The following is a 25648-nucleotide window of genomic DNA, read 5'->3' on the forward strand; positions in this document are numbered from 1 at the left end:
TACAACATGGGAAAAACCGGAATACAATCGTGGTCTTTTACTAATCCTGTTTATATACAGTCTTCAGGTACAGTCGTAGGTCCTTTAGAAGGTCAAGGGCCTTTAAGCAGCACTTTCGATCATATTTACGATGAACTTCACTGCGGAGAAGATAACTGGGAGTTAGCGGAACGTCGGTTAATGATAGACGCCGTTCATTCTTGTCTTCAAAAAGCGGGAGTAGACGAATCGAGCGTTGATTTATTTTTAGCAGGAGATCTTTTGAACCAAAACGTTACTGGAAACTATGTTGCCCGACAATTAGGCATCCCTTTACTCGGCATGTTCGGTGCTTGTTCTACGAGCATGGAAACTTTAGCTACGGCAGCAGCGCTAGTGGAATCTGGTTACTCAAAACATGCGTTGGTAGCAGTAAGTTCTCATAATGCTACGGCGGAAAGGCAGTTTAGATATCCCACTGAATACGGAGGACAAAAACCAAAAACCGCAACATTTACTGTGACAGGAAGTGGAGCGGCGTTAGTATCTAAGACTCCTTCCCCGGTTAAAATTGAAGCAGCCACTATTGGAAAAGTAATGGATTACAAAATTAAAGATCCATTTGATATGGGGTCTGCGATGGCACCTGCAGCATGGGATACTATTAAAACTCATCTGGAAGATATGGGAAGAGTGCCTGAAGATTATGATGTCATTGCAACTGGGGATTTATCTTCAGTAGGGACGCCGATCTTACGTGATCTTATGAAACAGGATGGATATGATATCACGCCTGTTCATAAGGATTGTGGTTTAATGGTTTATCATAGTGACCAGCCTGTATTCAGCGGGGGGAGCGGTTGCGCTTGCTCAGCCGTCGTTACTTACGGTAAATTGCTGGATGATTTAAAGCTGGGTACTTATCAGCGGATATTAATCGTCGCAACTGGAGCTCTAATGAGTCCAACAATGATGCAGCAGAAAGAATCCATCCCTGGGATCGCTCATGCTGTAGTTTTAACGAAAGGAGAACTTTCTCAATGAATTTTTTATGGGCTTTTGTTGTGGGTGGAGGAATCTGTGTAATTGGACAGCTGTTACTTGACTTTGCGAAATTAACTCCAGCTCATGTTATGTCTTCTTTCGTTGTAGCAGGTGCGGTTCTTGATGCATTTGACTTATATGATAATTTGATTGAATTTGCAGGAGCAGGTGCCACGGTGCCAATTACGAGCTTCGGTCATTCACTTTTACATGGAGCTATGGAGCAAGCGGATGAACACGGCATTATAGGTATAGCTATTGGTATTTTTGAGTTAACATCCGCAGGTATAGCATCAGCTATATTATTTGGTTTTATCGTAGCTGTATTTTTTAAACCGAAAGGATAGCAAGTAATTAGGGAGGTGGCATCTTTGGCTGAGCCGGTTAAAACACCAATCGTGATGAAATTGGAACAAAATCGAAAAGTAATGAATGAGCGAGTGGGTGTCGATCAATCATTTGATATAGGTTTTCGGACGTTGCACCTGCTAAATCATGAAATTAATCTTTACTATGTTACCGGATTATGTGAAACCCCAATTATCGTCGAACTGATGAGGCAGCTGTTTGAAATTAATGAATTTCAAGACGAAAGTGAGAAACGCTCGGCTTTTCAGCAGATCAAAGATGAGATCCCTCACCAGCAAGTTGAAGTAGTTTCTTCAATTGAAAAATGTATCACTCAATTATTATCTGGTTTAGTTGTAATCTTCGTACAAGGGGAGACAGAAGCCTTTATTGTAGATGTGCGTTCGTATCCTGGACGCACACCAGAGGAGCCAGACACGGAAAAAGTTATTCGTGGATCTAGGGATGGTTATACAGAGAATATCATTGAAAATACTGCACTAACTAGAAGGCGAATCCGTGATGAACGCTTGCGGCATGAAATCATGCAAGTAGGAGAGCGTTCAAAAACAGATATCTGCTTGTCGTATATTAAGGATGTAGCAGATCCAGGGCTGGTTAAGCTTCTCAAAAAGGAAATAAAAAACATAAAGATTGATGGGCTATCCATGGCTGATAAAACACTGGAAGAATTTCTAGTCCATCAGGGCCGGAATCCTTTTCCGCTCGTAAGGTATTCAGAAAGACCAGACGTTACAGCCGCTCACTTATTTGAAGGGCATGTAGTGATTATGGTGGATACGTCCCCAAGCATCATCATAACTCCTACTACTTATTTTCACCATGTACAGCACGCGGAAGAATTCCGTCAGTCACCGGCTGTCGGAACGTTCGTCAGGTGGGTCCGGTTTTTCGGTATATTTGCTTCAGTGTTTCTATTGCCTCTGTGGATGCTATTCGTTATGCAACCTGATTTGTTACCCGAGCAACTCTCATTTGTTGGCCCAAATGAAGAAAGTACGATACCGGTGATTGTTCAAATCTTATTAGCAGATTTAGGACTGGAGATGCTGAGAATTGCAGCCATCCACACGCCTACGCCATTATCCACCGCCATGGGTTTAATTGCTGCCGTATTAATAGGGCAGATCGCCATTGATGTCGGGATGTTTGTGCCCGAAGTTATTTTATATGTGGCTGTCAGTGCTATAGGTTCATATGCTACTCCAAGCTATGAGCTTTCTGTAGCTAATAAAATGTCCCGCGTCCTATTGGTCATATTTGTTGCTTTATTCGGTATTAAAGGATTTATGATTGGTATGACATTATACATTATAATACTTGCTCGTACTAAATCATTAAATACTCCTTACCTCTGGCCATTTATCCCGTTTAACGCTAAAGCAGCTACTCAAATTGTATTACGTATGTCTATGCCTTCGCTGAAAGTAAGACCTAGTATTGTTCATCCCCAGAATAATCAGAGGCAAAGGTCTTAATCATATTGCCGGTTCTTTATCAATGTGATAAATTAAAATAAATCAACTTGAGAGATGTTCCTTTTTGAAGGAGCATTTTCTTTTTAGGAGCTACAAAAGGCGGTGTTTTTAATGAATTATGAAACAGATCAGCGAGGGGAGCTGCTAATTGGCGGTATCTCGGCTAAAGAGTTGGCCGATCAGTATGGAACTCCCTTATACGTATATGACGTGGATAAGATACGAGCGAACGCAAGGGCTTTCGTACGCACCTTCAAGGATTATGGCATTCCTGCCCAGGTAGCATACGCGAGTAAGGCTTTTTCATCAATCGCCATGCTTGAAGTGGCTCACCAGGAGGGCTTAAGTCTTGATGTTGTCTCAGAAGGAGAACTTCATACGGCATTGGAGTCCGGCTTTCCTTCTGAAAAAATTCACATGCATGGAAATAATAAAAGTATTCAGGAACTGGAAATGGCTGTTGAGAATAAAATAGGCTGTATTGTGGTTGATAATTTCTATGAAATTGAACTACTGAATGCAATTCTAAAGGAACGGCAAAAGGAAATGGACGTTCTACTTCGTGTAACTCCAGGAATAGAAGCACATACCCATGATTATATCCTGACCGGTCAGGAGGATTCAAAATTTGGTTTCGATTTGTCGAGTGGACAAGCAGAAGAAGCCTTTCAAAAAGTTACTGAAGCCAGTCAAATTCATATGAAGGGGCTGCACTGCCACATTGGTTCTCAAATATTTGAGACTAGTGGGTTTGAAATGGCTGCTCGTAAGCTCTTTTCTGCTCTGAATGAATGGTTCGAGAAGTATGACTACCAGGCTTCTGTCCTGAATTTAGGGGGAGGATTTGGTATTCAATATACTGAAGAAGACCAGCCGTTAGCACTAGATCAATATGCCCACTCCTTAATAAAAGAAGTGACGGAGCTTGCTGAACATTACAATTATCCTATTCCTGAAATTTGGATTGAACCAGGCAGGGCCATCGTAGGAGAAGCTGGAACTACTTTATATACGGTTGGCTCCATCAAAGACGTTCCAGGAATTAGAACCTATGTCTCGGTCGATGGAGGAATGACAGATAATATCCGTCCGGCGCTTTATCAAGCTAAGTACGAAGCTGTTTTAGCAAATAAAATGCACGAACGAAACCATCAGGAATACGCTATTGCAGGAAAATGCTGTGAATCTGGTGATATGCTGATCTGGGACACTAAACTTCCAAAAGTCGAACATAAGGATTTACTTGCAGTTTTTAGCACAGGAGCGTATGGTTATTCTATGGCAAACAATTACAATCGCTTTCAGAAGCCAGCTGTCGTTTTTGTTGAGAATGGCAACCATCAGTTGGTCGTACGCAGAGAGAGCTATCAGGAATTGACAAGGTTAGATTTATCTTATTTGCACAGAGAGGGGTAAAAAGTTATGAAACAAGCAACAATTGAATTTGAAAATGGAGAAAAAATGCTAATTGAATTATATGATGAGGCAGCTCCAGGCACGGTACAAAACTTTGAAAAATTAGCAAATAGTGAATTTTATGATGGACTTACTTTCCACAGGGTTATCCCTGATTTTGTTATCCAAGGGGGAGATCCTAACGGAAATGGAACAGGAGGCCCTGGATATACTATAAAATGTGAGACGGAAGGTAACCCGCATAAACATAGTCGGGGTACTTTGTCTATGGCTCATGCCGGTAAAGACACTGGAGGAAGTCAATTCTTTGTCTGCCACTCTCCTCAGCCACACTTGGATGGACGACACACGGTATTTGGTCAAGTAATTGAAGGTGTCGATATAGTAGACCGCGTACGTCCTGGAGATGTTATGCACAAGGTTAGAGTGGAAGACAAGTAAGCCTATAAAGGAATACATTCATGGTCGTCGATGTACTTCTCCTGATTTTCTTAATAGCCCCACTTAGTCTTTTTATTCATGAGATGGGTCATGTCCTGTCAGCGATGATATTTCGTGCTGAAAAAAGCGATATTATTATAGGAACAGGTAGGCAGGTGTGCAAATTGCGTCTCGGAAGACTGCATGTATACGTTCGCTTAATTTTCTTTAATGGTGGACATTCGATAAACGAGAAGACTCCATCATTTGCCGTTAAAGAGAAAGCTTGGATAAGTGCAGGTGGTCCTCTGCTAAACGGAACTGTGGCTTTTCTTCTTTTTCTGGGGCCAGCAGCAGAGCAATCGGAAGGATTTTTTTACTTCTGTATGTTCAACGGATATCTTGCCATAGTCAACAGCTTTCCCTTTTGTATTAAAGGCAGAAAATCAGATGGTTACCGTTTTTTTCAATACTTAGGAGCTGCCAAGTCCTAAAGGGTTGCATCTTCAACTGAATTTGTTATTGTGTATTTTGTATGTGAATCCAAACATTTCGGGGGAAGCTGAATGAGAAAGAAGAATTGGACACTGTTTATTGTTCTGCTTGTACTAGGGTTTGCCTGGGGCATCTACTACTGGTTTGGAATTGTACAATAGTCCAGTGCTGGTAAGAAATATAACGGCTCTATAGTGTTAACTTCACCATGCTATAGTAGAGATTAAGAAAAGTTATTTTCATAATTGAGGGGTAACTATGTTAATACGATATAAAAAATCATTTGAAAAAATTGCGATGGGGCTCTTGTCTTTTATGCCTGAGGTTTCCGATTTAAAACTGCTTCAAGAAATCATTAAAGAATATGAGACCAATAAAGATTGGAATTTATTCTTATGGAAAGATGAAGACATTCTTGGCACCATTGGTATACGACTAGAAGGTCAGAAAGTGGTCATTCAGCATGTCTCTGTTAACCCATCTCATAGAAACTCAGGTATAGGAAGACAAATGATTCAGCGTATTCAAGAAAATTTCGGCAATCAATATGAAATATGTGCTGATGAAGCTACGGAGTCATTTGTGGTAAAGTGTGAGGCACATAGACCTTCTTCACAAGTATAGGGAAGGAGATGTCTGTAGACATCTCCTTTATTTGTGATGAACTATTATTCTCTTCTTAATTTGTGTTTATGAATTAAAAAATTATCTTCTAAATTACTCGGGCTTCCATAAGTAACATTCCATTTTTTACATAAAACCTGTACCTCTTCAATCAAGTGTTCATCCTTAATTGGAAGGTTCATACTCCTATAAGAATAACCATTTTCGATTTGTGTTTTCATTTCTTCCAATTTATTAGATAATAAAGAAAAGGATATACCTAGTTTTTCAATGTTATAAATGTTAGGTTCAAGCTTTTCTAAGCACCTGTTTACAAGGGTGAGCGCTCCACGCAAATTACCCCTCCGATAATGATACAGAAAAACAGCAATTTGAATGAGTAGAACCCATACAGAAAGTCGGTTTTTAGGTTCAACTAATTTCCAATGTTCTTCCAGAACTTCATGGCACTCAAAGTAATCTCTCGTTCCATGAAAATGAGCTAAGAACTCTATATACTTCTCAGAATACATATACGAAACCTCCGAAACATTTTCCCTTTTATCATTATTGTATATGACCGAATAACTGTACAACAAGCTGGAGGGTACAATTCACTTACTCACTATTTTTTGATACGATGGTATTCGTCAATTAATAACAAAGGAAGAATACGATGACTAAAAGCTATCAAGTTAAAGTAGATGGATTTGAAGGCCCATTGGATCTTCTTTTACATCTAGTTAATCGCTATGAAATCGATATCTATAATATCCCGGTTTCTAAAATAACCGATCAGTATATGAATTATATTCATACGATGAGAGAATTGGAATTAGACCTTGCCAGTGAATATTTAGTGATGGCTGCTTCACTGCTTGCCATAAAGAGTCAGATGCTTCTGCCTAATCCGACTCTGGAGGAAGTAGATGAAGAAGGCTTTGAAGAGGATCCTCGTGAAGAGCTTATGAGAAAGCTAATCGAATATCGAAAATATAAGCAGGCAGCTGAAGGATTGAAAGAGAAAGAAGTAGAAGCGAATAGAATCTACACTCGACCACCCATGCGTCAGGAGGAAGTTCAAGAAGAAGCACCGGCCATCAACCCTGGAGAGGCATCCATTTATGATATGATCCACGCTATGAGTAAAATGCTTTCCAGAACGAAAGCTGAGGAACAAGTTCAAGAGACAAAAATTAAACGGGATGAGGTCCCTATTCAACTGAGAATGGAAGAAATTCTAACTCAAGTTGATTTGCAAGAAGGGGGAACTTCCTTTTATCAATTATTTAAAAAACGATCCCGCCCGCACATAGTGGTTACATTCATGGCTATCTTGGAGTTAATGAAAAGTAATGATATTGTTTGTGTGCAGCAGCAGCATTTTGAAGAATTAATTGTATTTAAAATGGAGGATGCCCCATGGAGTTAGAGGAATACAAAGCTGTAGTGGAAGGGTTGCTGTTCGCCTCTGGTGATGAGGGCATAACCCGCAAAAAAATAAGCAATGTTTTAGAAATAAAACAAACAGAGTTAAATGCCATAATAGAAGAATTGAAAAAAGAGTATAAGCACGTTCATAGAGGAATTACCATTATGGATTCACAGGGTGTCCTGCATCTTACCACGAAGCCGGAACATGCCTCTTATTATAAGCGGCTGATAGATTCACCGGGAAACACTCGTCTTTCCCAGGCAGCTCTTGAAACGCTCGCCATTGTTGCTTATCAGCAGCCAATTACAAGAATAGAAATTGATGATCTTAGAGGAGTTAAAAGTGACCGCGCGGTGCAGACGCTGGTTAACAGAGGGCTTATTGAGGAAAAAGGAAGGAAAGAAGCTATTGGCCGACCGGTGCTCTTTGGTACGACGAAGGATTTCTTAATTTATTTTGGCCTTACTTCTTTACAAGAACTGCCGCCACTTTCAGAACTTAAAGAAGCAGAAAATCTAGAAGAAGAAGCAGATCTTTTCTTTGGTAATTTTACTGGAACAGATGAATAGAGAAAGAGGCAAAAAATTAAACTGCCCCACGGCTATCAAACAGTCAGTGAACATAGTTCTAAGCGGCTTCAGCTCTAAAACCTTTAGAGCTAAAGCCGCTTTTTTTAATTTATTTTTATATATTTGCCTTCCTAATAATAAAGATGTTCCGTTAATAATAGGCGATGCAGCTGGCTGAAATCGTCCCCGAAGGACATCCCTCCTAACCGTTATCTCGAAACTAAGTCTTACAGTATCAGGAGCTTAACCTTAAAATTAGCACGGAAGTTTAACAGAGACTAAAAAAATAGAAGGATACTCTCCTCTTATCGAGAAGCTGAGGCAGCTTAATCATTAGATATAGAAGGCAGTACTCATAAGCTTGTACCGGGCAGCATAAGGTAAATCAAATGACCAAAACAGGGAGGTCCCCCGGTTGAAAAAGCTTATATTGTCTTCTTTATCGTTAGCAATGGTTATATCACTTTTTATAGTTAAACCAGTCCAAGCAAATCCAAACCTATCCGTTTCTGCTGAGCATGCGGTATTACTGGATTCTGAGTCAGGCCGCGTCTTATATGAAAAAGATGCTTATGAGGCGTCCCTTATCGCAAGTACAACTAAAATTATGACAGCAATTATAGCAATTGAATCAGGTAAAATGGAAGAAAAAGTAAAAGTGAGCAGTCGAGCGGTACATACAGAAGGTTCTTCTATTTATTTGACCGAAAATGAAAAGATCCCTCTTAAGGATTTAGTCTATGGTTTAATGTTGCGTTCAGGAAACGATTCTGCAGTTGCGATTGCCGAGCATGTAGGCGGAAGCGTGGAAGGTTTCACGCAAATGATGAATGAGAAAGCTCTCTGGCTTGGTATGAATCACAGTAACTTTGAGAATCCTCACGGTCTGGATGGGGAAGAGCACTTATCAAGTGCTTATGACCTTGCCTTACTAATGGCTTACTCTATGAAAAATGAAACCTTCCGCGAAGTTACCGGAAGCGAATCCTTCCGTTCTGAAAACAGAGACTATGCCTGGATGAACAAAAATAAATTATTAACTAAATACTATGCACCTGCAAATGGAGGGAAAACTGGATTTACTAAGAAAGCAGGACGAACCCTCGTAAGCAGTGCTGAGAAAGACGGCATGGAATTAATTGCTGTAACGTTAAATGCACCAGACGATTGGAACGATCATCAGCGAATGTTTGAGTGGGGATTTGACAACTTTGAAACGGTTAAGCTTCAATCCGAAGGTACGGTTGAAACCAATGGCCAGAGCTACTACTTGCCACGTGATATTTACTTCCCACTTACTGCAGCTGAAAAAGAAGAGGTAAAAGCAACTTTCTATCGATACAATGGAGTCGAACTGGACAATCTAGCGGGTATGCGTCAATTTATGGTGGGGGAGACTCCTCTCGTTCAAGCATCAGTATGGCATGAACGGCCTAAAAAATCCCTTATATCCGGAATGAAAAGTTTTCTTGGGAGGATTACGGGGGTGGTGCCGTGGTCAACTTAATTTGGGCCCTGCTAGCTGTAGTAGGAATTGTTTATGCAGCTTTTAACGGTACAATGGGGGCTGTGAACAAAGCAATTTTCTCTACTCTTGATGAAGCTGTCATGATTACACTAAGTCTTGCCGGAGTCCTTGTATTCTGGCTTGGACTTATGAAAATAGCGGAAGAGGCAGGATTACTTAGAGGATTAGCTAAGTTATTCAAACCCTTTGTAAGAAAAGTTTTTCCAGATATTCCGGAAAACGACCCAGCTCTTGGTTACATTCTTTCAAATATGACAGCTAATATTTTCGGACTGGGAAACGCAGCCACTCCCATGGGCTTAAAAGCAATGAATGAACTTAAGAGATTGTCAGACTCACAGGAAGCCAGCAGATCTATGATAACGTTACTAGCTATTAATACATCCTCTCTTACTTTAATTCCAACCACCGTTATTGCTATTCGCATGAAATACGGATCAGAAGACCCTACCAGCATTGTAGGTGCAACTATTCTTGCAACTATAATTTCAACATGTGCTGCCCTTTTAATTGATCGATATTTTTATTATCGCAGAAAAAGGTTGATGAGGATATGATCAGCATATGGTTAATCCCGGGTATTATATTAATTGTACTCATTACAGCAACTCTTAAAAAAGTTCCTGCTTACGAGGTGTTTGTAGAAGGCAGTAAAGAAGGTATTCAAATTGCTATATCATTACTTCCCTTTTTATTAGGGATGATGGTGTCAATTGCTATTTTTCAAGCTTCCGGAGCTATGGGAGCTATTTTACACCTTTTTGAACCTGTAACAAGAGCGGTAGGATTTCCTGAAGAGATACTTCCTCTTGCTTTTATACGCCCCATATCGGGTACGGCAGCCTTAAGCATGACAACCGAGCTCATCCGAACATACGGACCGGATTCATTTATCGGACAGCTCGCTTCGGTCATGCAGGGTAGTACTGATACGACATTGTATATCATTACTATATATTTTGGGGCCGTCGGAATTAAAAAAATGGGAGATGCTTTAAAGGTTGGACTATTGGCCGATTTGGTTGGTATAATAGCTTCTATAGTAGTTGTGGTCATCCTATTTAGTTGATAGGATGACTTTTTGTGCAAATGTAGATATAATGTGTATAATGTTAAGGAGCTGACAAGCCGCGCTGGAATACATCAGCGTGGCTTCCTGTTGTGTATAGATTAAAGAGTGAAAAGGCTGGTGACCAGAGATGGCGGAAATGGAAAGACTGCAGAAAGTAATCGCCCATGCAGGTGTAGCTTCTCGTAGAAAAGCAGAACAAATGATTATAGATGGAAAGGTTAAAGTGAATGGTGAAGTAGTTAAGGAACTTGGAACAAAAGTGAGTTCGAATGATGACGTTGAGGTAGAAGGAGTGCCAATTGTGAAAGAGGCCCCGGTTTATTATTTGCTCTACAAACCCCGTGGTGTTATTTCAAGTGTAAGCGATGATAAAGGCCGTAAAGTTGTCACCGATTATCTACCGGAAGTGGATGAGCGGATTTTTCCAATTGGAAGACTGGATTACGATACCTCTGGCTTACTCCTTTTAACGAACGACGGCGAATTCGCCAACCTTCTTATGCATCCAAAGCACGAAGTGGATAAAGTGTATATTGCAAAAACCAAAGGAATTCCATCACGAGAGCAGCTTCAGCAATTGAAAAAAGGAATAAACGTTGATGGAGAGTACTTAAAAGCTGTCCACGCTAAGATTAATTCTTCTGACCCGAAAAAAAACAGTGCCATTATACAAGTAATTCTTCATGAAGGAAAAAACCGACAAGTACGCCGGATGTTTGAAGCCCTAGGTTACCCTGTCGATAAGCTTAAGCGTGAACGATACGGTACGCTTGATTTACATGGAATGAACGCTGGAGACTCACGTCCATTAAAACCTCACGAAGTTAAGCAGCTTCGGCAGCTTGCAGAAAAAAATGTTGAATAACGTTCAAATTTTCCGTTTCCAATCAATGTTATAATGAGTTGGGAGTGAATGATATGAAGGAACAAACACTAAAGAAAAAGCGAAAAAGGCTCGTTTTTCGTACAGTTATTCTGGCCGTAATGGCAGGGTTGGTTATATTTGCTCTTATTTCCAACGCAAAAGAAGAGAAGTCTGTGATAGCTCAAGGAGAGCAAGCTCCTAACTTTCAACTGAAGAAATTTGGAAGTAACGGGGAAAGTATATCCTTAAATGATTTAAAAGGAAAAGGAGTTATGGTTAATTTCTGGGCCACGTACTGCGGTCCCTGTAAAGATGAAATGCCGTATATGGAAGAATTATATCCTGAGTTTAAAGAAAAAGGGGTAGAAATCCTGGCAGTTAACCTCGATTCCACTGAAATAGTCGTACAGAATTTTATAGACCAATATGGTTTAAGCTTTCCGGTTTTACAAGATAAAAACGGACAGGTTATGGATTTATACAACGTGAGCAATCTCCCTGCGACTTTATTCATCAACTCTGAAGGTGAAATTGTAGAGAAAGTAATTGGCCCACTTACGCTAAGTAAATTGGAAGGCCATTTACAGAAGATTGTACCTGAGGAGTAGAGTTTACTTGATATTGTGAGGTTTTAATATGAATGAAATTACATGTGAGTGCGGTCATGTGAACCCGGAAGGGACGGTTCTATGTGAAGCGTGTGGGAAGCCGATTGAAGGGAACCAGCATATCAATGGGAACGAAGATAAAAAGCTTTTAAACATGAGGTATGATGGCAGTGCCCGGCGGTCTCAAACATATAACCGCACCATTGTGGACAAAATTTGGAACTTCTTTTCTTCTGTGAAGGTTGGTGTATGGCTGATTGTTCTTACGTTAATTGCTTCAGCGGTGGGTACCATTCTTCCACAGGAAATGTACATACCTCCGAACGTAGATCCGGCTTTACACTATAGAGATCAATATGGTCTTTTGGGACAGATCTATTACCAGCTTGGTTTTCATAATTTATTTAGCTCATGGTGGTATATGCTGTTACTTGCCATGATTGGTATTTCAATTGTCATTGCCAGTATCGACCGGTTTTTCCCTCTTTATAAGACATTGAAAAAACAAAAGCCAAAACGCCATGAAATGTTCATGAAAAAACAACGTATTTTTGGTGTGACAGAGTCCAATCAGATAGATTTGGAGCTTTACAAAAAGAATTTAAAAAAGCGTCGATTTAAAATTTCCGAGCAGGATGGTCACATTCTTGCTGAAAAAAATCGGTTTGCCCGCTGGGGGCCATACGTAAACCATATAGGTCTCATTATATTTTTGATAGGATCATTGTTGCGGTTTGTTCCGGCATTTTATATTGACGATTTCATATGGATACGTGAAGGTGAAACTTCCATGATTCCAGGAACAGAAGGTAAGTATTATATAAAGAATAAAGACTTTATCCTGGAAACCTACGATGAGAACGATGAAACAGATGCCCGTTTTAAAGAAGCGATTCAAAACCAAGGCGGACCAATTCCAAAAACCTTTCAGACTAACGCAGTTATTTATGAACGGACTGATGAGATCGTCCCTGGAAAGGAACCAGAATTAACAGAACTTAAAGATACTTCTGCTAAAATGAACCATCCGATTAAATTTGATGATTTTGCTCTTTATCAAGCAAGTTATCAGTTGAATGAGTTTAAAGAAATGACATTTAAGATTCATGATAAAGGAAATGAAGATACAAACTATGGAGAGTTTACGGTTGATTTGACTGATCCTAAAAATGAATATACTCTCGATAGCGGCTATCGTGTGGAGATAGATGATTATTTCCCTGAATATGAAATGCAGGATGGCGCGCCTGTATCTGTATCCAAATTTCCAAAAAACCCTGCTTTTGTATTTACGCTTTACCCTCCTGATTCCGAAGCAGCAGAAACTAGCTTTCTAGGAATTGGAGCGAATGTGGATGCAAGTGGAGACAACAACTATAAAATCGGACTTGTCAATTTCGATGTCCGTGACGTAACAGGACTCACTGTTAAGAAGGATCACACGCTTCCGCTTATTGCTTTGGGTGGTGCCATTTTTATGATAGGCGTTATCCAGGGAATGTATTGGAACCACCGGAGGATTTGGCTTCAGCCTAAGGGAAATGGAGTATGGATTGCCGGGCACACGAACAAGAACTGGTATGCTCTTAGACAAGAGATAAACAAAGTGATTTCTGGAACTCATATTCAGGAGCCCCGGGATCAGTATGAAATGAAAGAATAGAATTTATTAGTGTTTGAGGAGGATAAAAATGGGAGATTTAAGTGCAATTAGTGGAAATTTACTATATGCTGCTTTTTTCCTTTATTTGATCGCAACTTTTTTCTTTGGGGCAACGATCCGGGACAAAAAGAGAACGAAAAGCAGAAAAGCGGGTAATATAGGTATATCCATTGCTATTCTTGGCTTTATAACCCAGGTAGGTTATTTTATAACAAGATGGATTGCAAGTCACCATGCACCAGTTAGTAATTTATTTGAATACACCACTTTCTTCGGGATGATGCTGGTGTTTGCATTTATTGTACTGTATTTTATTTACAGAGTGGATCTACTTGGTCTATTTGCATTGCCTACAGCTTTGTTAATCATAGCTTTTGCCAGCATGTTTCCGACTGAGATTTCTCCACTAGTACCATCATTGCAATCACACTGGCTCTATATCCATGTTACTACAGCTTCGCTTGGCCAGGGTATTTTATCAGTCAGCTTCGTAGCTGGATTGATTTACTTAATCTCCCAGGTCGATCAGTCCAAAACCAGCAAGCATACATCCTGGCTCGAGTTCGTCATTTATACGATAGCTGCAGTGATAGCTTTCATCGTTCTATCGTCTACCTTTAGTGCATTCAATTATCAATCGGTTTTTCAAGCGCCAATTGAAGGTCAGCAGACGGAAATTACTTATCAGATGCCTGCCTTTATCGGCCCTTCAGATGGAGAGCTGGTTACCGAGGAAGCTATGCAACCCCTTGTTGAGGCACCGGGGTGGATGCGTGGTGAGGATGCTGCGGTTAAGCTAAATACCTTTATCTTAGCCTTGCTTGGCGGTCTCGTAATTTATGGAGCAGCAAGACTCCTGATGAGAAAAAGAGTTGCAGCTTTCTTACAGCCTTTGCTTAGGAAGAAAGTAAATCCAGAACTGGTAGATGAAGTTTCCTACCGTGCCGTCGCTATTGGGTTCCCTGTATTTACTTTAGGTGCTCTTATTTTTGCCATGATATGGGCCCAGCAAGCCTGGGATCGCTTCTGGGGTTGGGATCCGAAAGAAGTGTGGGCTTTGATAACCTTCTTTTTCTACGCGGCTTATTTACACTTGCGGCTTTCAAAAGGTTGGCAGGGAATGAGGTCTGCCTGGCTTGCCGTTGGTGGTTTTGGAATCATCATGTTTAACTTAATTGCGGTAAATTTGGTGATTTCTGGACTTCACTCCTATGCATGATTTATTCTTAAAGGCAGGAAGGGTTTTTACCCCCCCTGCCATTTTTATTTGTGTAATGTGACGATTAGTATTAATTAAGGGTGGTTAGACTTATGGAACAAGAATCCAGAATATTAGTAGTTGATGATGAAGAACGTATTCGACGTTTGATCCGCATGTACTTAGAAAGGGAAAATTATATTATTGACGAAGCAGCAGATGGAGATGAAGCTTTAAAAAAAGCAATTGATGTGGATTACGATGTTATTCTGCTCGACTTAATGCTTCCTGGTATGGACGGCATAGAAGTTTGTAAAGAGCTGCGGGAAAAGAAAGCGACACCGGTCATTATGCTTACGGCTAAAGGTGAAGAAGCAAATCGAGTTCAAGGCTTTGAAGTTGGGACTGATGATTATATTGTGAAACCATTCAGTCCGCGAGAAGTAGTTTTAAGAGTGAAAGCTCTTCTTCGCCGCGCTTCTTCTACTAAATTTTTGGAAACGGATACTTCTGCAAGGAACGTCCTGGTCTTCCCTCACATGACCATCGACAATGATGCTCATCGTGTAACGGCCGACGGAAAAGAAGTAGCATTGACTCCCAAAGAGTATGAGCTGCTTAATTACATGGCGCAGTCCCCTGATAAAGTTTTTCACAGAGAACAGCTTCTCAAAGAAGTTTGGCAATATGAATTTTTCGGTGACCTTCGAACCGTGGATACACATGTGAAAAGATTGAGAGAAAAGTTGAGTAAGGTATCCGCTGATGCTGCGGGGATGATCGTTACAGTATGGGGCATTGGTTATAAGTTCGAGGTAAGTGGAGAATAATGTTCTGGCGCAGTGTAGTAGGTAAACTGTGGTTTACTATATTATTCCTTGTTTGCTTTGTCCTGTTTATTCTAACGGTCTTACTATTAGAATTTTTTCAGAATTATCATATCCAACAAGCAGAGAGTCAGTTACTTCAAACGGCTTCTAAAATTACAGAAGTAGTAGAGAGATATGAAGATAGAAACTTGCTTCTTTCTACTACTGCGCTTGTTAAGAACCCTGCAAGCCGGGCAATGATTACTTATGGTCCGGACGAAGTAATAATTAGTGACAGCGAATCACAGACGCTACCTGAAATGACTTATAATTGGATCTCCTCCGACAATGATTTATCGAAAGTAATCAGTGAAGGGCGCGATGTGAAAAAGGTTACGGAAATAAGGGAGTTTGATACAGAGGTTATGGTGGTGGGGACTCCATTAACGGAAAGAAATGGAGCCGTTTTTGTTTATCAGTCCTTGGATACCATAGAGGAAACTTCTGAACAAACAACCAAAATTATTTTCCTCGGAGCAGGGATTGCCATTATTTTAACGACGATCTTTGCATTTTTCTTATCTACACGGATCACCTCTCCGCTGATAAAAATGCGCGAAGGGGCTCTTGAACTGGCAAAAGGAGAATTTAATACGAAGATTCCTATTTTGACTCACGATGAAATAGGAGAGCTTGCTATGGCTTTCAACCGTATGGGACGTCAGCTTAAATTTCATATTAATGCCTTAAATCAGGAAAAAGAACAGCTTTCAAGCATCTTGCGCTCTATGGCAGATGGCGTTATTACCATTAATCGTGAAGGAGAAGTGCTGATTTCTAACCCTCCTGCTCAACAATACTTGGAAGCCGATAAATTTGAGAATGATGAAGAAGGGGTGTTGGATACAACCCATCTTCCGGCTCCTCTTTATGAACTGTTCGATGAAGTGATATCTAAAGAACAAGAAGCAATGACAGAAGTATCTTTGCAAGGCCGTTCCTGGGTCATTATTATGACACCATTATATGATAAAGACACCATTAGAGGTGCGGTTGCTGTCTTAAGAGATATGACAGATGAGCGCAGACTGGATAAACTGCGCAAAGATTTTATAGCGAATGTCTCTCATGAACTACGAACACCCATTTCGATGCTCCAAGGGTACAGTGAGGCAATAGTAGACGATGTTGCAGAGAGTAAAGAGGACAAGAATGAACTCGCCCAGATCATTCATGATGAGTCCTTACGAATTGGCAGGCTGGTAAATGAATTATTGGACTTAGCTCGTATGGAAGCAGGTCATATTAATTTATACGTGGAATCTGTAGAGATTGCTCCTTACATGGATAAGATCGAGAGGAAGTTTCAGGGTCTTTCCAGAGAACGACAGGTGGAGTTGATGATAGACGTAGATTCAAAATTAGACTGGCTGGATTTTGATGCGGATCGGATTGAACAAGTATTTACAAACCTTATTGATAATGCTATTCGACATACAACTGAGCATGGATCCGTACAAGTTATAATTGAAGATGGAGGTCATGAATGGGCCGCATCTGTACATGATTCTGGACAGGGAATTTCTGAAGAGGATCTGCCATTTATATTCGAGCGGTTTTACAAAGCAGATAAATCAAGAAAAAGAGAAGCATCTAAGCACAAGAAAGGAACTGGTCTAGGACTTGCCATTGCTAAAAATATTGTAGAAGCACATAATGGTATGATCAGCGTACACAGCAAAGTGGGAGAGGGGACAACTTTTTCTTTCAGAATCCCCAAAAGGGTAGATTTGACCGAAAACTAAGTTGCTAAATGATAAAAAGTGAGTTAATCTATTAATGAGTATATAACTTTATATTGAGTGGATTCAGGTGCCTGAAAAGGCTTAAAATGGGAACCCGGTGAAAGGCCGGGACTGTCCTCGCAACTGTATGTGAAGACGAAAAGGAAGCTCCACTGTGCAAATGCACGGGAAGGGTCCTTAGTAGGATGACGCACAAGTCAGTAGACCTGCCTGATCCCATGTTTCAAAGCTTCGGGGATTGAGCGTTTGAGACAACCGATCGGTTCTATGTAAATATTTCAATTAAAACCATCTGGTTTGTCTTAAGCTTGCCTTTAACGAAGGCAGGCTTTTTTTGATGGATACATAGTGTTAGGTTGTCCATTCGTCCTTTCGAAAAAGCCATTACTAAAAAATGAGAGGATGGAAGCAAGATGAACAAACTTTATGCTTTAATTGTGGCGGTCTTATTAACGGCAGGTACCCTAAGCGGGTGTGGAACACAGAAAGAGGAGCAAGCTAACGCCGTTCAGGAAGAGGAAAAACAGGAAGTCAGTGTTCAAATAGAGATCTCCAAAAATAATGGAGAAGAAACCTTAGCTGATAAAGAACTTTCCGTTGAGGAAGGCGCTACCCTGTTAAATGTCATGGAAGATAATTTTGAAGTGGAGCAAAGCGACGGATTTATTAATAGTATTGAAGGAATATCAGGAGATCAAGAAAAGAAAATGGCCTGGATGTACACCATTAATGGGGAGGAAGCCCAGGTAGGAGCCAACGAATACGAATTAAAACAAGGCGACGAGATTGTATTTGATTATCATTCGTGGGAATGATGGAAAATGAATATTTATAAAATTACCTTAATTGCCATGCTTGCCTCATTAGCTGTTGCAGGCAGAATTGCTTTAAGCCATGTTCCAAATGTGCAGCCGGTCACTGCAATTATCATTTTGACAGGGTTCTGGATGGGACCCGCTGCCGGTTTAATCATGGCATTCCTAACAACCATCGTATCGAATACACTTCTTGGTATGGGCTACTGGACTATATGGCAGGTATTTGCATGGTCAATCATCGGTTTGCTTGCGGGCGTTATTGGAAAGTATAAGCCAAGTTTCCCGGTGTGGGGCCTTTCCATATATGGATTTCTCTCAGGTATATTCTTCGGGCTGGTAATTTCCCTTACCATGCGTTCCATCGGTCAGCCTTTCTGGGGTTATTATTTGGCAGGCCTGCCTTACGATCTGAATCATGCTATTTCCAATATCATCTTCATCCTATTTCTTTCTCCCGTTTTAGGCACATTGTTTAAACGGTACAAAAAGAGAAATGGGCTAACTGAACAAACACCGTATGTTGGAACAACGAATTATCGTTCTTAAAAACACAGGATGCCAGGGATCCCCTGACGCCTGTGTTTTTTCTTTCTATTTGGCTCTTTAAACTTCCGTATTAATTTTAAGGTAAAGCTCCCGTTACTGGAAGACTCAGTTTCGAGATATCTAGTGAGAGAGTTAGGTCCTGCGGGGAACGACTCGCTTTCCGTGGGCATGTGCTGAGCCTCCTCAAGCTAAAGCTTTCCGGGGTCTCACCTATCATGTTGATCCCACAGGAGTCTCCCCGTTCCCCTCCGGACCTGGCCGAATCAGAAACTCGAAACGGCTTCATCCTTCACCCGTTTGAGAAGAAATAATCACATGGGCGTAAATACTTTTCCAGTCTGGAACTATGCGGGATCGCCTGTTATATAAGCAGTCAGGCGGGGTAAGGAGGATAGGATACTCTCTTTTCAGAGGGTCCGTTATTCTCCTTGGCTGGGTTGGTGGGGAAATGGCGAGACTCCCATGGGAATAGGGACTAGGTGAGATCTCGCAGGGAGTGAAACGAGCGAGGAAGCTCACCGTTCCCCCATAGGAAAGCGAGCTATTTCCCCACCAGCCCTCCACCAACTAACGTAACAGACCCAAAATATCTCGAAACTGAGTCTTCCACAATCCGGCCCTTTAGCTTAATAAGCCATTGGTGAAAATTAACACGAACGTCTAAGAGATCCATTTATTTATAAATCCCTTTTAAGGGCCCTTCCTTTATATCTTTTTTTAAATCCTCATATTAAGATAGTGATGTAACTTTTTTCATACATATAACGACTAAATAGATAAGTGGGAGGTACCATTAGTGAAAACGTTCTTTGACGAACTTTACGATAATTATCATCATGATTTGTTTCAATATTTAATCTACATGGTCAAAGATCGCAATCTAGCTGAGGATCTTGTCCAGGAAGTTTATATAAAGGTGCTTAAATCTTATGATTCTTTTGACGGGCGGAGTACTGAAAAAACTTGGCTGCTATCCATAGCGAGGCATGTAGCGATTGATCACTTCCGGAAGCAAAAACGCAAACGGAATCGAATTATGGATTTTTTTGATTGGAATGAAAAAGGGGAGCAGCTTAAAGATTATGCTTCTTTGCCGGATGAGATTGCAATTCAAAATGATGAAATGAAGCAAGTTTATAAAGCACTGGATAACTGTACGGTAGATCAAAGAAATGTAATTATTTTCAGGTTCATACAAGGGCTGTCTATACAAGAAACAGCAGAAATATTAAATTGGAGCGAGAGTAAAGTGAAAACGACTCAGCATCGAGGAATGAAAGCCTTGAAAGAGATCATGGATAAGCCCGTGGAAGGGGGGGTACAGCGTGAAGCGTAAATCTTATAGTGAAGATGAATTAAAAGAACTGTTAGAGGAATTTCCGAAGATAGAAGATAAGCAAAGCAAAGAAGATCTTTATCGCTCCATAGAGCCTAAGCTTAATAAACGAAAAAGAAAGATCGCTCCCTGGATAACTCCAAGTATGGCTACAGTTGCTGTACTACTTATCCTTGCAATTGTTCTCCCTGTTTTCTTGAGTTCACTACCTTCAAATGAATATAGCGGGTCATCAGACCAGGAAGAAGCATCCACTGAGTCTGCAAGTGAGCGTGCTCAAGACCAAGCAGAAACTACTCAACAAAAACCTTCAATACAAGATGATGTCAATAGAGAGGAAGGTAATAATTTTCCTTCTGAAGAGCAAAGAGCTCAATCGATTGAAAATGCAGAATCAGCTTATACAATTCCGAACCCTTCTCCTGGTATGGAGTCTTATGTTCTTCCTGGAAAAAATGGAGAGGTAGTCGTACCATTTACAGTAGTAAAACCTGATGACCAGGAAGATAAAAACCTTTCGTCACTCGTTAAGGCTGAAGAGTGGGGGCTGGCTGAAGATTTACTCAAGGATTTAACCTTTGATATCGATGAAGAAAGAAACGAGGCTGAGGTAATCTTTCCGGATAACTTTTCCATAAGCGGCAGTGCTTACACGTCCATTATATCTGAGAGTATCCGTTGGAGATTGTACCCTTATGATGTGAAAAGCATTAAGCTTAAGACTGAGAGTGGATCACCAGTCGTCCTTGGCAATTTTGGAAAAATAAACACCCTTCCTGTCGTTGAACAAAAACGATATTTTTATCAAATATACAGCGATCAGGGCAGCGAGCGTCAATTTCTTGTTCCTATAAAGGCAGAGAGAGAGCTCTCCATTCAGGATGCGTTAAATCGAATGAAAGAAAAGCAGACTTATAACAACGTAGCTTCTGCTGTACCAAATCACGTAACATTCTCTTCGGTTGCAGCGGAAGGATCTGTTCTAACGGTGACTGTTGAACACGATTCATGGGCAAGCGATGAGCAATTAATGATGATGATTGATGCGGTGTTAGCTACAGCTGAGAACTTCGGTTTTAATGAAGTGATCTTTGATAATATAAATCAGGAAATAAATTCATACTACAACTTAAACGAACCTGTCCCGGTACCCACCTTTATCAATCCAATAGATGTGAATCAATAACCTAAAACCCCGTATTATCGATACGGGGTTTTTGATCACTTTAATAGGTAGGTGGGGAGTGGACATGTTAAAATTAGGAGGACGTTATAAAGGGGACGATATAAGATGGATAAAGATCAGTTAAGGGTCCAAGTGTCTGAAAAAATAAAACTGATACGTGTGGAATATGGCTATACGCAAACAAGGATGGCTGAAGTGCTTGGATTGTCTAAAAAAACTCTTGTCCAAATTGAGAAGGGACGAACGGTTGCGGGCTGGACCACAGTGGTTGCCGTGTGTGCTCTTTTTCAGGATAGTGAGGTTCTAAAAGGTGTACTTGGTGATGCACCACTTGAGATTACGGAAACCATTGCCCACCATCAAGTAGAGCGTCCGGTGGGAAAAACGATGGGAAGAAAGGTCTGGTGGACCTCGCTCAATGAAAGTGACGATTTTTTTCTGCAGCAAAATATGATCAGCAAGCATTTCCGAATCATAGATCGTCAATATATTCGATGGTTTTCTACGTTTGATGAGGAAGAAGCTTACAAAAGGTTTGCGCAGTTGAGTAACACATAGGATCCACTAAAAAAAAGAACCCCTTCGCATAACGAAGAGGTCCTTATTTTTATTCGTGCTTGTATGCATCGCCTTCGAAAGGTGATTCTGCAATTTTAATAGAATCCGTAGGGCAGCCATCAAAAGCATCTTCCATGTCGTCTTGCCAGACTTCAGGTACCTCCGAGACACCCTGGTTATCGTCGAGTACAGAATAAGCAATCCCTTCGTCATCATAATCATATATGTCAGGAGCAGCTGCTCCACAAGCACCGCATGCGATACACGTTTCTTGATCAACCATCGTATATTTAGCCACGAATGATGATCCTCCTTTGTATGTTCACTCACGAAGAGGAAAATTGAAAATAAATAGGGTACATAGTTATTGTAAAACTCCCGCCAGGAGTTTTCAACACGAACGGTAGATTCCCTATCATCTGGAAGGAGGAAACCGGGGTGTTTACAGTTATTCTTTTGACGTGTGTACGAAAGTTAAATGGAGAACGAACGATTTCCGGAATATATAACTTATTAACAGGAAAACGTTCGTCTCAAACTTTGCAGGATGCCAAGGGTTACGCATTAGAACGTTATTTTGGCATATATGAAAGGTTGGATCGTGATGTATTTGAAGAGAGATTCAAGCGCATCGAAAACAACCATTTAATTTATCTGGAAGATGGAACATCACCAATCATTACACCTGAAGGGGTTCGCTATCTTGATAATTATCGAGGGCCTTCATTTGAATATTTTAGCGGAATGAATGATCACCGTAATATTAGGGAATTTGAATACAGACTTTTACTTGTTATACAAACTATTACTTCAATTCATGCAGGCAATTATTCGTTTATCCCTGTTATCGAAGACCCAAAAGCGCAAAGGTGGGTTAAACGTTACTATGCTTCTCTTCCCCATAACCTGCATTTAGAAGTCGAAGGAATGTATAATGAAATTTTGGCTCTTTTGAATAACCGATCCCAATTAGAGTCAGAACTGTTCACTTTTCGGTTGAGCGGGGCTGAAGTTATAGGGCTTACTTATGAACAATTGAAGCATAAATATAAGGTTACAACGGAAGATGCTTATTTATGTATTCAGCATGTACTTTATTATTTATTCCACGAAGCTAAAAAAGAACCAAGGTCCTATCCTTTTCTTTTTGCCTGCACTAGTGGTTTAGATTGTGAGACTATGATCACTCAGTCAGCTAAGCATACGTATCATTATTTAAAGGAAGGGTGGACATTAGAAGCGATTGTGGATAAACGCCGTTTGAAAAAAAGTACAATTCAGGATCATATAGTTGAAGCAGCGCTTGTTATACCTGATTTTTCAATTGACCGTTTTCTTAGTGATAAGGATCAGCAAAGAATTTTAACAGCAGCTGATCATATGAAAACTTTGCGTTTAAAACAAATTCACCAGGCTCTTAATGGTCAATTCAATTATTTTCAAATTAGGCTGGCTTTAGCAAAAGGTAATAAGTTAACAGCGAAAGGACAATCTTATGCAGATGTATGATTTATCTTTTCAATTAGAAAAACACTTCGGTTTTTCTCAGTTTCGTGAAGGACAGAAGCCAATTATCGAGTCCATTTTATCTGGTAACGATGTTCTCGGGATTTTACCTACTGGCACAGGTAAGTCCCTTTGCTATCAGCTGCCCGCAAAGATCCAATCTGGAACTGCAATTGTGGTATCTCCTTTGATTTCTTTAATGATTGACCAAGTGAAACAGTTGAAAGCATCAGGCTATAAGTCAGTCGTCGCATTAAATAGTTTTATGGATCGTGCAGAGCGCAGAAAAACGTTGGAACAGCTGAATCAATATGATCTTATTTATATGTCCCCAGAATTACTCCAGAATAATTGGGTTAAACAGCATCTTGTGAAGCTTAACGTTAGTTTGTTTGTTATTGATGAAGCTCATTGCATATCACAATGGGGCCATGAATTTAGAACGGATTACTTAAAATTGCATCAAACCATTTCCGATTTGGGCGAACCGCCGGTCCTCGCTTTAAGTGCAACCGCAACACCGGAAGTTCAAACTGATATTATGGATAAATTAAAGCGTCCTCAAATGGAAAAACATATTTATCCAATGGACAAGCAGAATGTAAGCTTCGCGGTTGAGCACTATGCAGCCCCTGATCAAAAAATAGATCGATTGATTCAGCTACTTTCCGATCAGGCAGTACCTACGATGATATATTTTTCGAGCAGGCAATGGGCCGAAAAAGCAGCTTATACACTCCAGACTAAGCTCAAACAAAGGGTGGCTTTTTATCACGGAGGAATGGATCAAATGGATAGGATGCTGGTCCAGCAGCAATTTATGAATGATCAACTCGATGTCATTTGCTGCACGAGCGCCTTCGGAATGGGAGTGGATAAATCTAATATCCGCCTGGTTATTCATTTTCATCCGCCTTCCCAGCTGGAATCATTCATCCAGGAGGTTGGAAGAGCTGGTAGAGATGGGAAGCCCTGTGCGAGCTTAGTACTTTATGGTCCAAAGGATCACTATCTTCCTCAGATGTTAATCGAAAGTGAATTGCCGCAAATGGATCTGGTGCAAAGTGTGTTAAGTCATCTGAATACGTTATGGAAGGAGAATACTGTAATACCTCCGGACGACAAATTGACAGAACGACTGGAGTTATCCGAGTCTCAATGGAACTTCTTACGCTTCCAGTTGGAAGAATATAAAGTGTTGGAAGAGAGAACTATTTTAAAAGATCCTAAAGAAACTGTTATTGAACATAGTCTGGAGACTTTAATAAACACGAGGTGGAATTACAAACAGGGAAAATTAACCGAAATGCTCCAGTGGGTACATCAAACTGCATGTAGAAGAAAGAGTTTATATGAATCCTTTCAAAAAGATATTCGTGAACCCATAGTACCCTGCTGCGATGCTTGTGGATTTACTATGGATACTTTGAACTTTGAAAAGACCGAGGTCCATGAAACTATCGATTCTTGGAAAGAACGTTTAGCAATTATCTTTGGACAGGGGGCGAGGTATGAAACGAAAAAAACAGGCAGAGGTTATTAAGTTGATGACGGATCAGGAAGTCACGCTTCAACTGATTCTTACTCAGCTTTTACTTTTAATTCTTTCTATACTGGGAAGCTTTTTTCTATTTGACTCCTTCTGGTCAGAATGGAAATCCATATTTCAAGTAACGTTTACCGATTGGGTGTGGTTCGGGATATTGCCAGGGGTAATTGTTCTGTTGATCGATTTTATATTGATGACCACCCTTCCCCCAAAATATTACGATGATGGTGGTATTAATAACAAAGTATTTAAAAATCGATCCATACCAGGTATCATTGGAGTTACTTTATTAGTCGCTGTAAGCGAAGAAATGTTATTTAGAGGTGTCTTACATACGGAATATGGGTATTTGGCAGCTAGTTTATTATTTGCTCTTCTGCATTTCCGTTATTTATCAAAATTCGTTCTTTTAATCTCTGTATTGTTTGTGAGCTTTTTTATTGGATATATGTTTGAATTAACAGGCAGCCTTTTGGTTACAATTACTGCTCATTTTATTATAGATGTGGTCCTTGCCATGTGGATACGTCTAGGGAATAGGGGGGAATCAAATGACTCAATCCCATCAGAGTGAAGGTATAAGGAATGTGAATGAGAAAAGATTAACCAGTGAAACTATGAACACTTTGGATTTACCTCCACGCCGGGATGAAGATAAATCTAAAACTTTTTTGGCCAAGTGGGGAGTAAATCCTCTATGGGTTCGTTATATCATTATTTTCCTATTCATTTTCGTCACCTTATTGCTGATTCTAAAGTAGAAAAATAATAACGAAAATGAAACAGCCCTGTC

The 25648-nt window shown here is 40.4% G+C and carries 29 protein-coding genes and 1 riboswitch; of the genes, 27 read left to right on the forward strand and 2 right to left on the reverse strand.

The window, feature by feature from the left end:
- Positions 1-6 precede the first annotated feature (6 nt).
- The 7 genes from spoVAD to ACTWPM_RS13835 all read left to right on the forward strand — a co-directional run bounded on the left by spoVAD (position 7) and on the right by ACTWPM_RS13835 (position 5825).
- Positions 7-1023 (forward strand): stage V sporulation protein AD, encoded by a 1017-nt coding sequence (gene spoVAD / locus ACTWPM_RS13805; RefSeq protein WP_443133615.1) that lies wholly within the window; start codon positions 7-9, stop codon positions 1021-1023.
- Positions 1020-1370, forward strand: a complete 351-nt coding sequence (spoVAE, locus tag ACTWPM_RS13810) for a stage V sporulation protein AE (protein ID WP_014643580.1) — start codon at positions 1020-1022, stop codon at positions 1368-1370. Before spoVAD ends, spoVAE begins: the two co-directional genes overlap by 4 nt.
- Before the next feature lie 54 nt (positions 1371-1424).
- The gene (locus ACTWPM_RS13815) at positions 1425-2870 is read left to right on the forward strand and encodes a spore germination protein (RefSeq protein ID WP_443133682.1); all 1446 of its coding nucleotides are present in this window, start codon (positions 1425-1427) and stop codon (positions 2868-2870) included.
- Positions 2871-2981: 111 nt separating this feature from the next.
- Positions 2982-4286 (forward strand): diaminopimelate decarboxylase, encoded by a 1305-nt coding sequence (lysA, locus tag ACTWPM_RS13820; protein ID WP_443133616.1) that lies wholly within the window; start codon positions 2982-2984, stop codon positions 4284-4286.
- Between the two features lie 6 nt (positions 4287-4292).
- Positions 4293-4727, forward strand: coding sequence for a peptidylprolyl isomerase (locus ACTWPM_RS13825; protein WP_443133617.1), 435 nt, complete (start codon positions 4293-4295; stop codon positions 4725-4727).
- A 20-nt stretch (positions 4728-4747) separates the two neighbouring features.
- Positions 4748-5200 carry a site-2 protease family protein gene (locus tag ACTWPM_RS13830; RefSeq protein WP_443133618.1) on the forward strand — a complete coding sequence of 151 codons (453 nt, stop codon included), beginning with the start codon at positions 4748-4750 and terminating at the stop codon, positions 5198-5200.
- Between the two features lie 259 nt (positions 5201-5459).
- On the forward strand, positions 5460-5825 hold the full coding sequence (locus tag ACTWPM_RS13835) for a GNAT family N-acetyltransferase (protein WP_443133619.1): 366 nt from the start codon (positions 5460-5462) through the stop codon (positions 5823-5825).
- Between the two features lie 44 nt (positions 5826-5869).
- Here ACTWPM_RS13835 and ACTWPM_RS13840 read toward each other — a convergent pair whose 3' ends face one another.
- Complete coding sequence (locus ACTWPM_RS13840; RefSeq protein WP_443133620.1) at positions 5870-6337, reverse strand: DUF309 domain-containing protein; 468 nt, start codon at positions 6335-6337, stop codon at positions 5870-5872.
- A gap of 143 nt (positions 6338-6480) precedes the next feature.
- Here ACTWPM_RS13840 and ACTWPM_RS13845 point away from each other — a divergent pair, with 143 nt between their 5' ends.
- The 16 genes from ACTWPM_RS13845 to ACTWPM_RS13920 all read left to right on the forward strand — a co-directional run bounded on the left by ACTWPM_RS13845 (position 6481) and on the right by ACTWPM_RS13920 (position 21800).
- A complete protein-coding gene (locus tag ACTWPM_RS13845) occupies positions 6481-7236 on the forward strand; it encodes a segregation/condensation protein A (protein ID WP_443133621.1) in 756 nt (251 codons plus the stop codon).
- On the forward strand, positions 7227-7808 hold the full coding sequence (scpB, locus tag ACTWPM_RS13850) for an SMC-Scp complex subunit ScpB (protein ID WP_443133622.1): 582 nt from the start codon (positions 7227-7229) through the stop codon (positions 7806-7808). Before ACTWPM_RS13845 ends, scpB begins: the two co-directional genes overlap by 10 nt.
- Before the next feature lie 415 nt (positions 7809-8223).
- Entirely contained in the window at positions 8224-9315 is a 1092-nt protein-coding gene (locus tag ACTWPM_RS13855; RefSeq protein ID WP_443133623.1) for a D-alanyl-D-alanine carboxypeptidase family protein, read from the forward strand.
- A complete protein-coding gene (locus ACTWPM_RS13860; protein WP_443133624.1) occupies positions 9303-9893 on the forward strand; it encodes a nucleoside recognition domain-containing protein in 591 nt (196 codons plus the stop codon). The genes ACTWPM_RS13855 and ACTWPM_RS13860 overlap by 13 nt, the downstream gene beginning before the upstream one ends.
- Positions 9890-10405, forward strand: a complete 516-nt coding sequence (locus ACTWPM_RS13865; RefSeq protein ID WP_443133625.1) for a spore maturation protein — start codon at positions 9890-9892, stop codon at positions 10403-10405. The genes ACTWPM_RS13860 and ACTWPM_RS13865 overlap by 4 nt, the downstream gene beginning before the upstream one ends.
- A gap of 139 nt (positions 10406-10544) precedes the next feature.
- Positions 10545-11273, forward strand: a complete 729-nt coding sequence (locus ACTWPM_RS13870) for a pseudouridine synthase (protein ID WP_443133683.1) — start codon at positions 10545-10547, stop codon at positions 11271-11273.
- Positions 11274-11326: 53 nt separating this feature from the next.
- Positions 11327-11881 carry a thiol-disulfide oxidoreductase ResA gene (resA, locus tag ACTWPM_RS13875; RefSeq protein ID WP_443124211.1) on the forward strand — a complete coding sequence of 185 codons (555 nt, stop codon included), beginning with the start codon at positions 11327-11329 and terminating at the stop codon, positions 11879-11881.
- A gap of 28 nt (positions 11882-11909) precedes the next feature.
- Positions 11910-13544, forward strand: coding sequence for a cytochrome c biogenesis protein ResB (gene resB / locus ACTWPM_RS13880; protein WP_443133626.1), 1635 nt, complete (start codon positions 11910-11912; stop codon positions 13542-13544).
- Between the two features lie 28 nt (positions 13545-13572).
- Positions 13573-14763: a c-type cytochrome biogenesis protein CcsB gene (gene ccsB, locus ACTWPM_RS13885; protein WP_443133627.1), complete on the forward strand. Its 1191-nt coding sequence runs from the start codon at positions 13573-13575 to the stop codon at positions 14761-14763.
- A gap of 92 nt (positions 14764-14855) precedes the next feature.
- Entirely contained in the window at positions 14856-15572 is a 717-nt protein-coding gene (locus tag ACTWPM_RS13890; RefSeq protein WP_443133628.1) for a response regulator transcription factor, read from the forward strand.
- Positions 15572-17356 (forward strand): ATP-binding protein, encoded by a 1785-nt coding sequence (locus tag ACTWPM_RS13895; protein ID WP_443133629.1) that lies wholly within the window; start codon positions 15572-15574, stop codon positions 17354-17356. Before ACTWPM_RS13890 ends, ACTWPM_RS13895 begins: the two co-directional genes overlap by 1 nt.
- Positions 17357-17404: 48 nt before the next feature.
- Positions 17405-17584: riboswitch (cobalamin riboswitch) on the forward strand.
- A 185-nt stretch (positions 17585-17769) separates the two neighbouring features.
- Positions 17770-18171, forward strand: a complete 402-nt coding sequence (locus ACTWPM_RS13900; protein ID WP_443133630.1) for a DUF4430 domain-containing protein — start codon at positions 17770-17772, stop codon at positions 18169-18171.
- Between the two features lie 6 nt (positions 18172-18177).
- Positions 18178-18720, forward strand: coding sequence for an ECF transporter S component (locus ACTWPM_RS13905; protein ID WP_443133631.1), 543 nt, complete (start codon positions 18178-18180; stop codon positions 18718-18720).
- Between the two features lie 796 nt (positions 18721-19516).
- Entirely contained in the window at positions 19517-20056 is a 540-nt protein-coding gene (sigX, locus tag ACTWPM_RS13910; RefSeq protein WP_443133632.1) for an RNA polymerase sigma factor SigX, read from the forward strand.
- Positions 20046-21242, forward strand: a complete 1197-nt coding sequence (locus ACTWPM_RS13915) for a hypothetical protein (protein WP_443133633.1) — start codon at positions 20046-20048, stop codon at positions 21240-21242. The genes sigX and ACTWPM_RS13915 overlap by 11 nt, the downstream gene beginning before the upstream one ends.
- Positions 21243-21347: 105 nt before the next feature.
- Positions 21348-21800, forward strand: a complete 453-nt coding sequence (locus ACTWPM_RS13920; protein WP_443133634.1) for a helix-turn-helix transcriptional regulator — start codon at positions 21348-21350, stop codon at positions 21798-21800.
- A 49-nt stretch (positions 21801-21849) separates the two neighbouring features.
- On the opposite strand, the gene ACTWPM_RS13925 is transcribed toward ACTWPM_RS13920, so the two are convergent.
- Positions 21850-22098: a ferredoxin gene (locus ACTWPM_RS13925; protein WP_443133635.1), complete on the reverse strand. Its 249-nt coding sequence runs from the start codon at positions 22096-22098 to the stop codon at positions 21850-21852.
- A 140-nt stretch (positions 22099-22238) separates the two neighbouring features.
- Between ACTWPM_RS13925 and ACTWPM_RS13930 the strand changes: the two genes are divergently transcribed.
- The 4 genes from ACTWPM_RS13930 to ACTWPM_RS13945 are packed head-to-tail and all read left to right on the forward strand — an operon-like array spanning position 22239 to position 25616.
- Positions 22239-23309: a helix-turn-helix domain-containing protein gene (locus ACTWPM_RS13930; RefSeq protein ID WP_443133636.1), complete on the forward strand. Its 1071-nt coding sequence runs from the start codon at positions 22239-22241 to the stop codon at positions 23307-23309.
- Positions 23296-24849 (forward strand): RecQ family ATP-dependent DNA helicase, encoded by a 1554-nt coding sequence (locus tag ACTWPM_RS13935; RefSeq protein WP_443133637.1) that lies wholly within the window; start codon positions 23296-23298, stop codon positions 24847-24849. The genes ACTWPM_RS13930 and ACTWPM_RS13935 overlap by 14 nt, the downstream gene beginning before the upstream one ends.
- Complete coding sequence (locus tag ACTWPM_RS13940) at positions 24818-25429, forward strand: CPBP family glutamic-type intramembrane protease (protein WP_443133638.1); 612 nt, start codon at positions 24818-24820, stop codon at positions 25427-25429. Before ACTWPM_RS13935 ends, ACTWPM_RS13940 begins: the two co-directional genes overlap by 32 nt.
- Complete coding sequence (locus ACTWPM_RS13945) at positions 25407-25616, forward strand: hypothetical protein (protein ID WP_443133639.1); 210 nt, start codon at positions 25407-25409, stop codon at positions 25614-25616. Before ACTWPM_RS13940 ends, ACTWPM_RS13945 begins: the two co-directional genes overlap by 23 nt.
- The last annotated feature ends 32 nt before the right edge of the window (positions 25617-25648 follow it).

This window comes from Halobacillus sp. K22 (assembly GCF_052246795.1).
GTDB lineage: Bacteria > Bacillota > Bacilli > Bacillales > Halobacillaceae > Halobacillus.

What these genes read in the sequence shown, in the direction of transcription:
- ACTWPM_RS13940 (WP_443133638.1), top strand. Translation starts at nt 24,818, where the DNA reads ATGAAACGAAAAAAACAGGCAGAGGTTATTAAGTTGATGACGGATCAG.
- ACTWPM_RS13845 (WP_443133621.1), top strand. Translation starts at nt 6,481, where the DNA reads ATGACTAAAAGCTATCAAGTTAAAGTAGATGGATTTGAAGGCCCATTG.
- ccsB (WP_443133627.1), top strand. Translation starts at nt 13,573, where the DNA reads ATGGGAGATTTAAGTGCAATTAGTGGAAATTTACTATATGCTGCTTTT.
- spoVAE (WP_014643580.1), top strand. Translation starts at nt 1,020, where the DNA reads ATGAATTTTTTATGGGCTTTTGTTGTGGGTGGAGGAATCTGTGTAATT.
- ACTWPM_RS13935 (WP_443133637.1), top strand. Translation starts at nt 23,296, where the DNA reads ATGCAGATGTATGATTTATCTTTTCAATTAGAAAAACACTTCGGTTTT.
- resA (WP_443124211.1), top strand. Translation starts at nt 11,327, where the DNA reads ATGAAGGAACAAACACTAAAGAAAAAGCGAAAAAGGCTCGTTTTTCGT.
- spoVAD (WP_443133615.1), top strand. Translation starts at nt 7, where the DNA reads ATGGGAAAAACCGGAATACAATCGTGGTCTTTTACTAATCCTGTTTAT.
- ACTWPM_RS13905 (WP_443133631.1), top strand. Translation starts at nt 18,178, where the DNA reads ATGAATATTTATAAAATTACCTTAATTGCCATGCTTGCCTCATTAGCT.
- ACTWPM_RS13830 (WP_443133618.1), top strand. Translation starts at nt 4,748, where the DNA reads ATGGTCGTCGATGTACTTCTCCTGATTTTCTTAATAGCCCCACTTAGT.
- lysA (WP_443133616.1), top strand. Translation starts at nt 2,982, where the DNA reads ATGAATTATGAAACAGATCAGCGAGGGGAGCTGCTAATTGGCGGTATC.
- ACTWPM_RS13840 (WP_443133620.1), bottom strand. Translation starts at nt 6,337, where the DNA reads ATGTATTCTGAGAAGTATATAGAGTTCTTAGCTCATTTTCATGGAACG.
- ACTWPM_RS13895 (WP_443133629.1), top strand. Translation starts at nt 15,572, where the DNA reads ATGTTCTGGCGCAGTGTAGTAGGTAAACTGTGGTTTACTATATTATTC.
- resB (WP_443133626.1), top strand. Translation starts at nt 11,910, where the DNA reads ATGAATGAAATTACATGTGAGTGCGGTCATGTGAACCCGGAAGGGACG.
- ACTWPM_RS13865 (WP_443133625.1), top strand. Translation starts at nt 9,890, where the DNA reads ATGATCAGCATATGGTTAATCCCGGGTATTATATTAATTGTACTCATT.
- ACTWPM_RS13920 (WP_443133634.1), top strand. Translation starts at nt 21,348, where the DNA reads ATGGATAAAGATCAGTTAAGGGTCCAAGTGTCTGAAAAAATAAAACTG.
- ACTWPM_RS13945 (WP_443133639.1), top strand. Translation starts at nt 25,407, where the DNA reads ATGACTCAATCCCATCAGAGTGAAGGTATAAGGAATGTGAATGAGAAA.
- ACTWPM_RS13815 (WP_443133682.1), top strand. Translation starts at nt 1,425, where the DNA reads ATGAAATTGGAACAAAATCGAAAAGTAATGAATGAGCGAGTGGGTGTC.
- ACTWPM_RS13900 (WP_443133630.1), top strand. Translation starts at nt 17,770, where the DNA reads ATGAACAAACTTTATGCTTTAATTGTGGCGGTCTTATTAACGGCAGGT.
- ACTWPM_RS13835 (WP_443133619.1), top strand. Translation starts at nt 5,460, where the DNA reads ATGTTAATACGATATAAAAAATCATTTGAAAAAATTGCGATGGGGCTC.
- ACTWPM_RS13890 (WP_443133628.1), top strand. Translation starts at nt 14,856, where the DNA reads ATGGAACAAGAATCCAGAATATTAGTAGTTGATGATGAAGAACGTATT.
- ACTWPM_RS13870 (WP_443133683.1), top strand. Translation starts at nt 10,545, where the DNA reads ATGGAAAGACTGCAGAAAGTAATCGCCCATGCAGGTGTAGCTTCTCGT.
- scpB (WP_443133622.1), top strand. Translation starts at nt 7,227, where the DNA reads ATGGAGTTAGAGGAATACAAAGCTGTAGTGGAAGGGTTGCTGTTCGCC.
- ACTWPM_RS13825 (WP_443133617.1), top strand. Translation starts at nt 4,293, where the DNA reads ATGAAACAAGCAACAATTGAATTTGAAAATGGAGAAAAAATGCTAATT.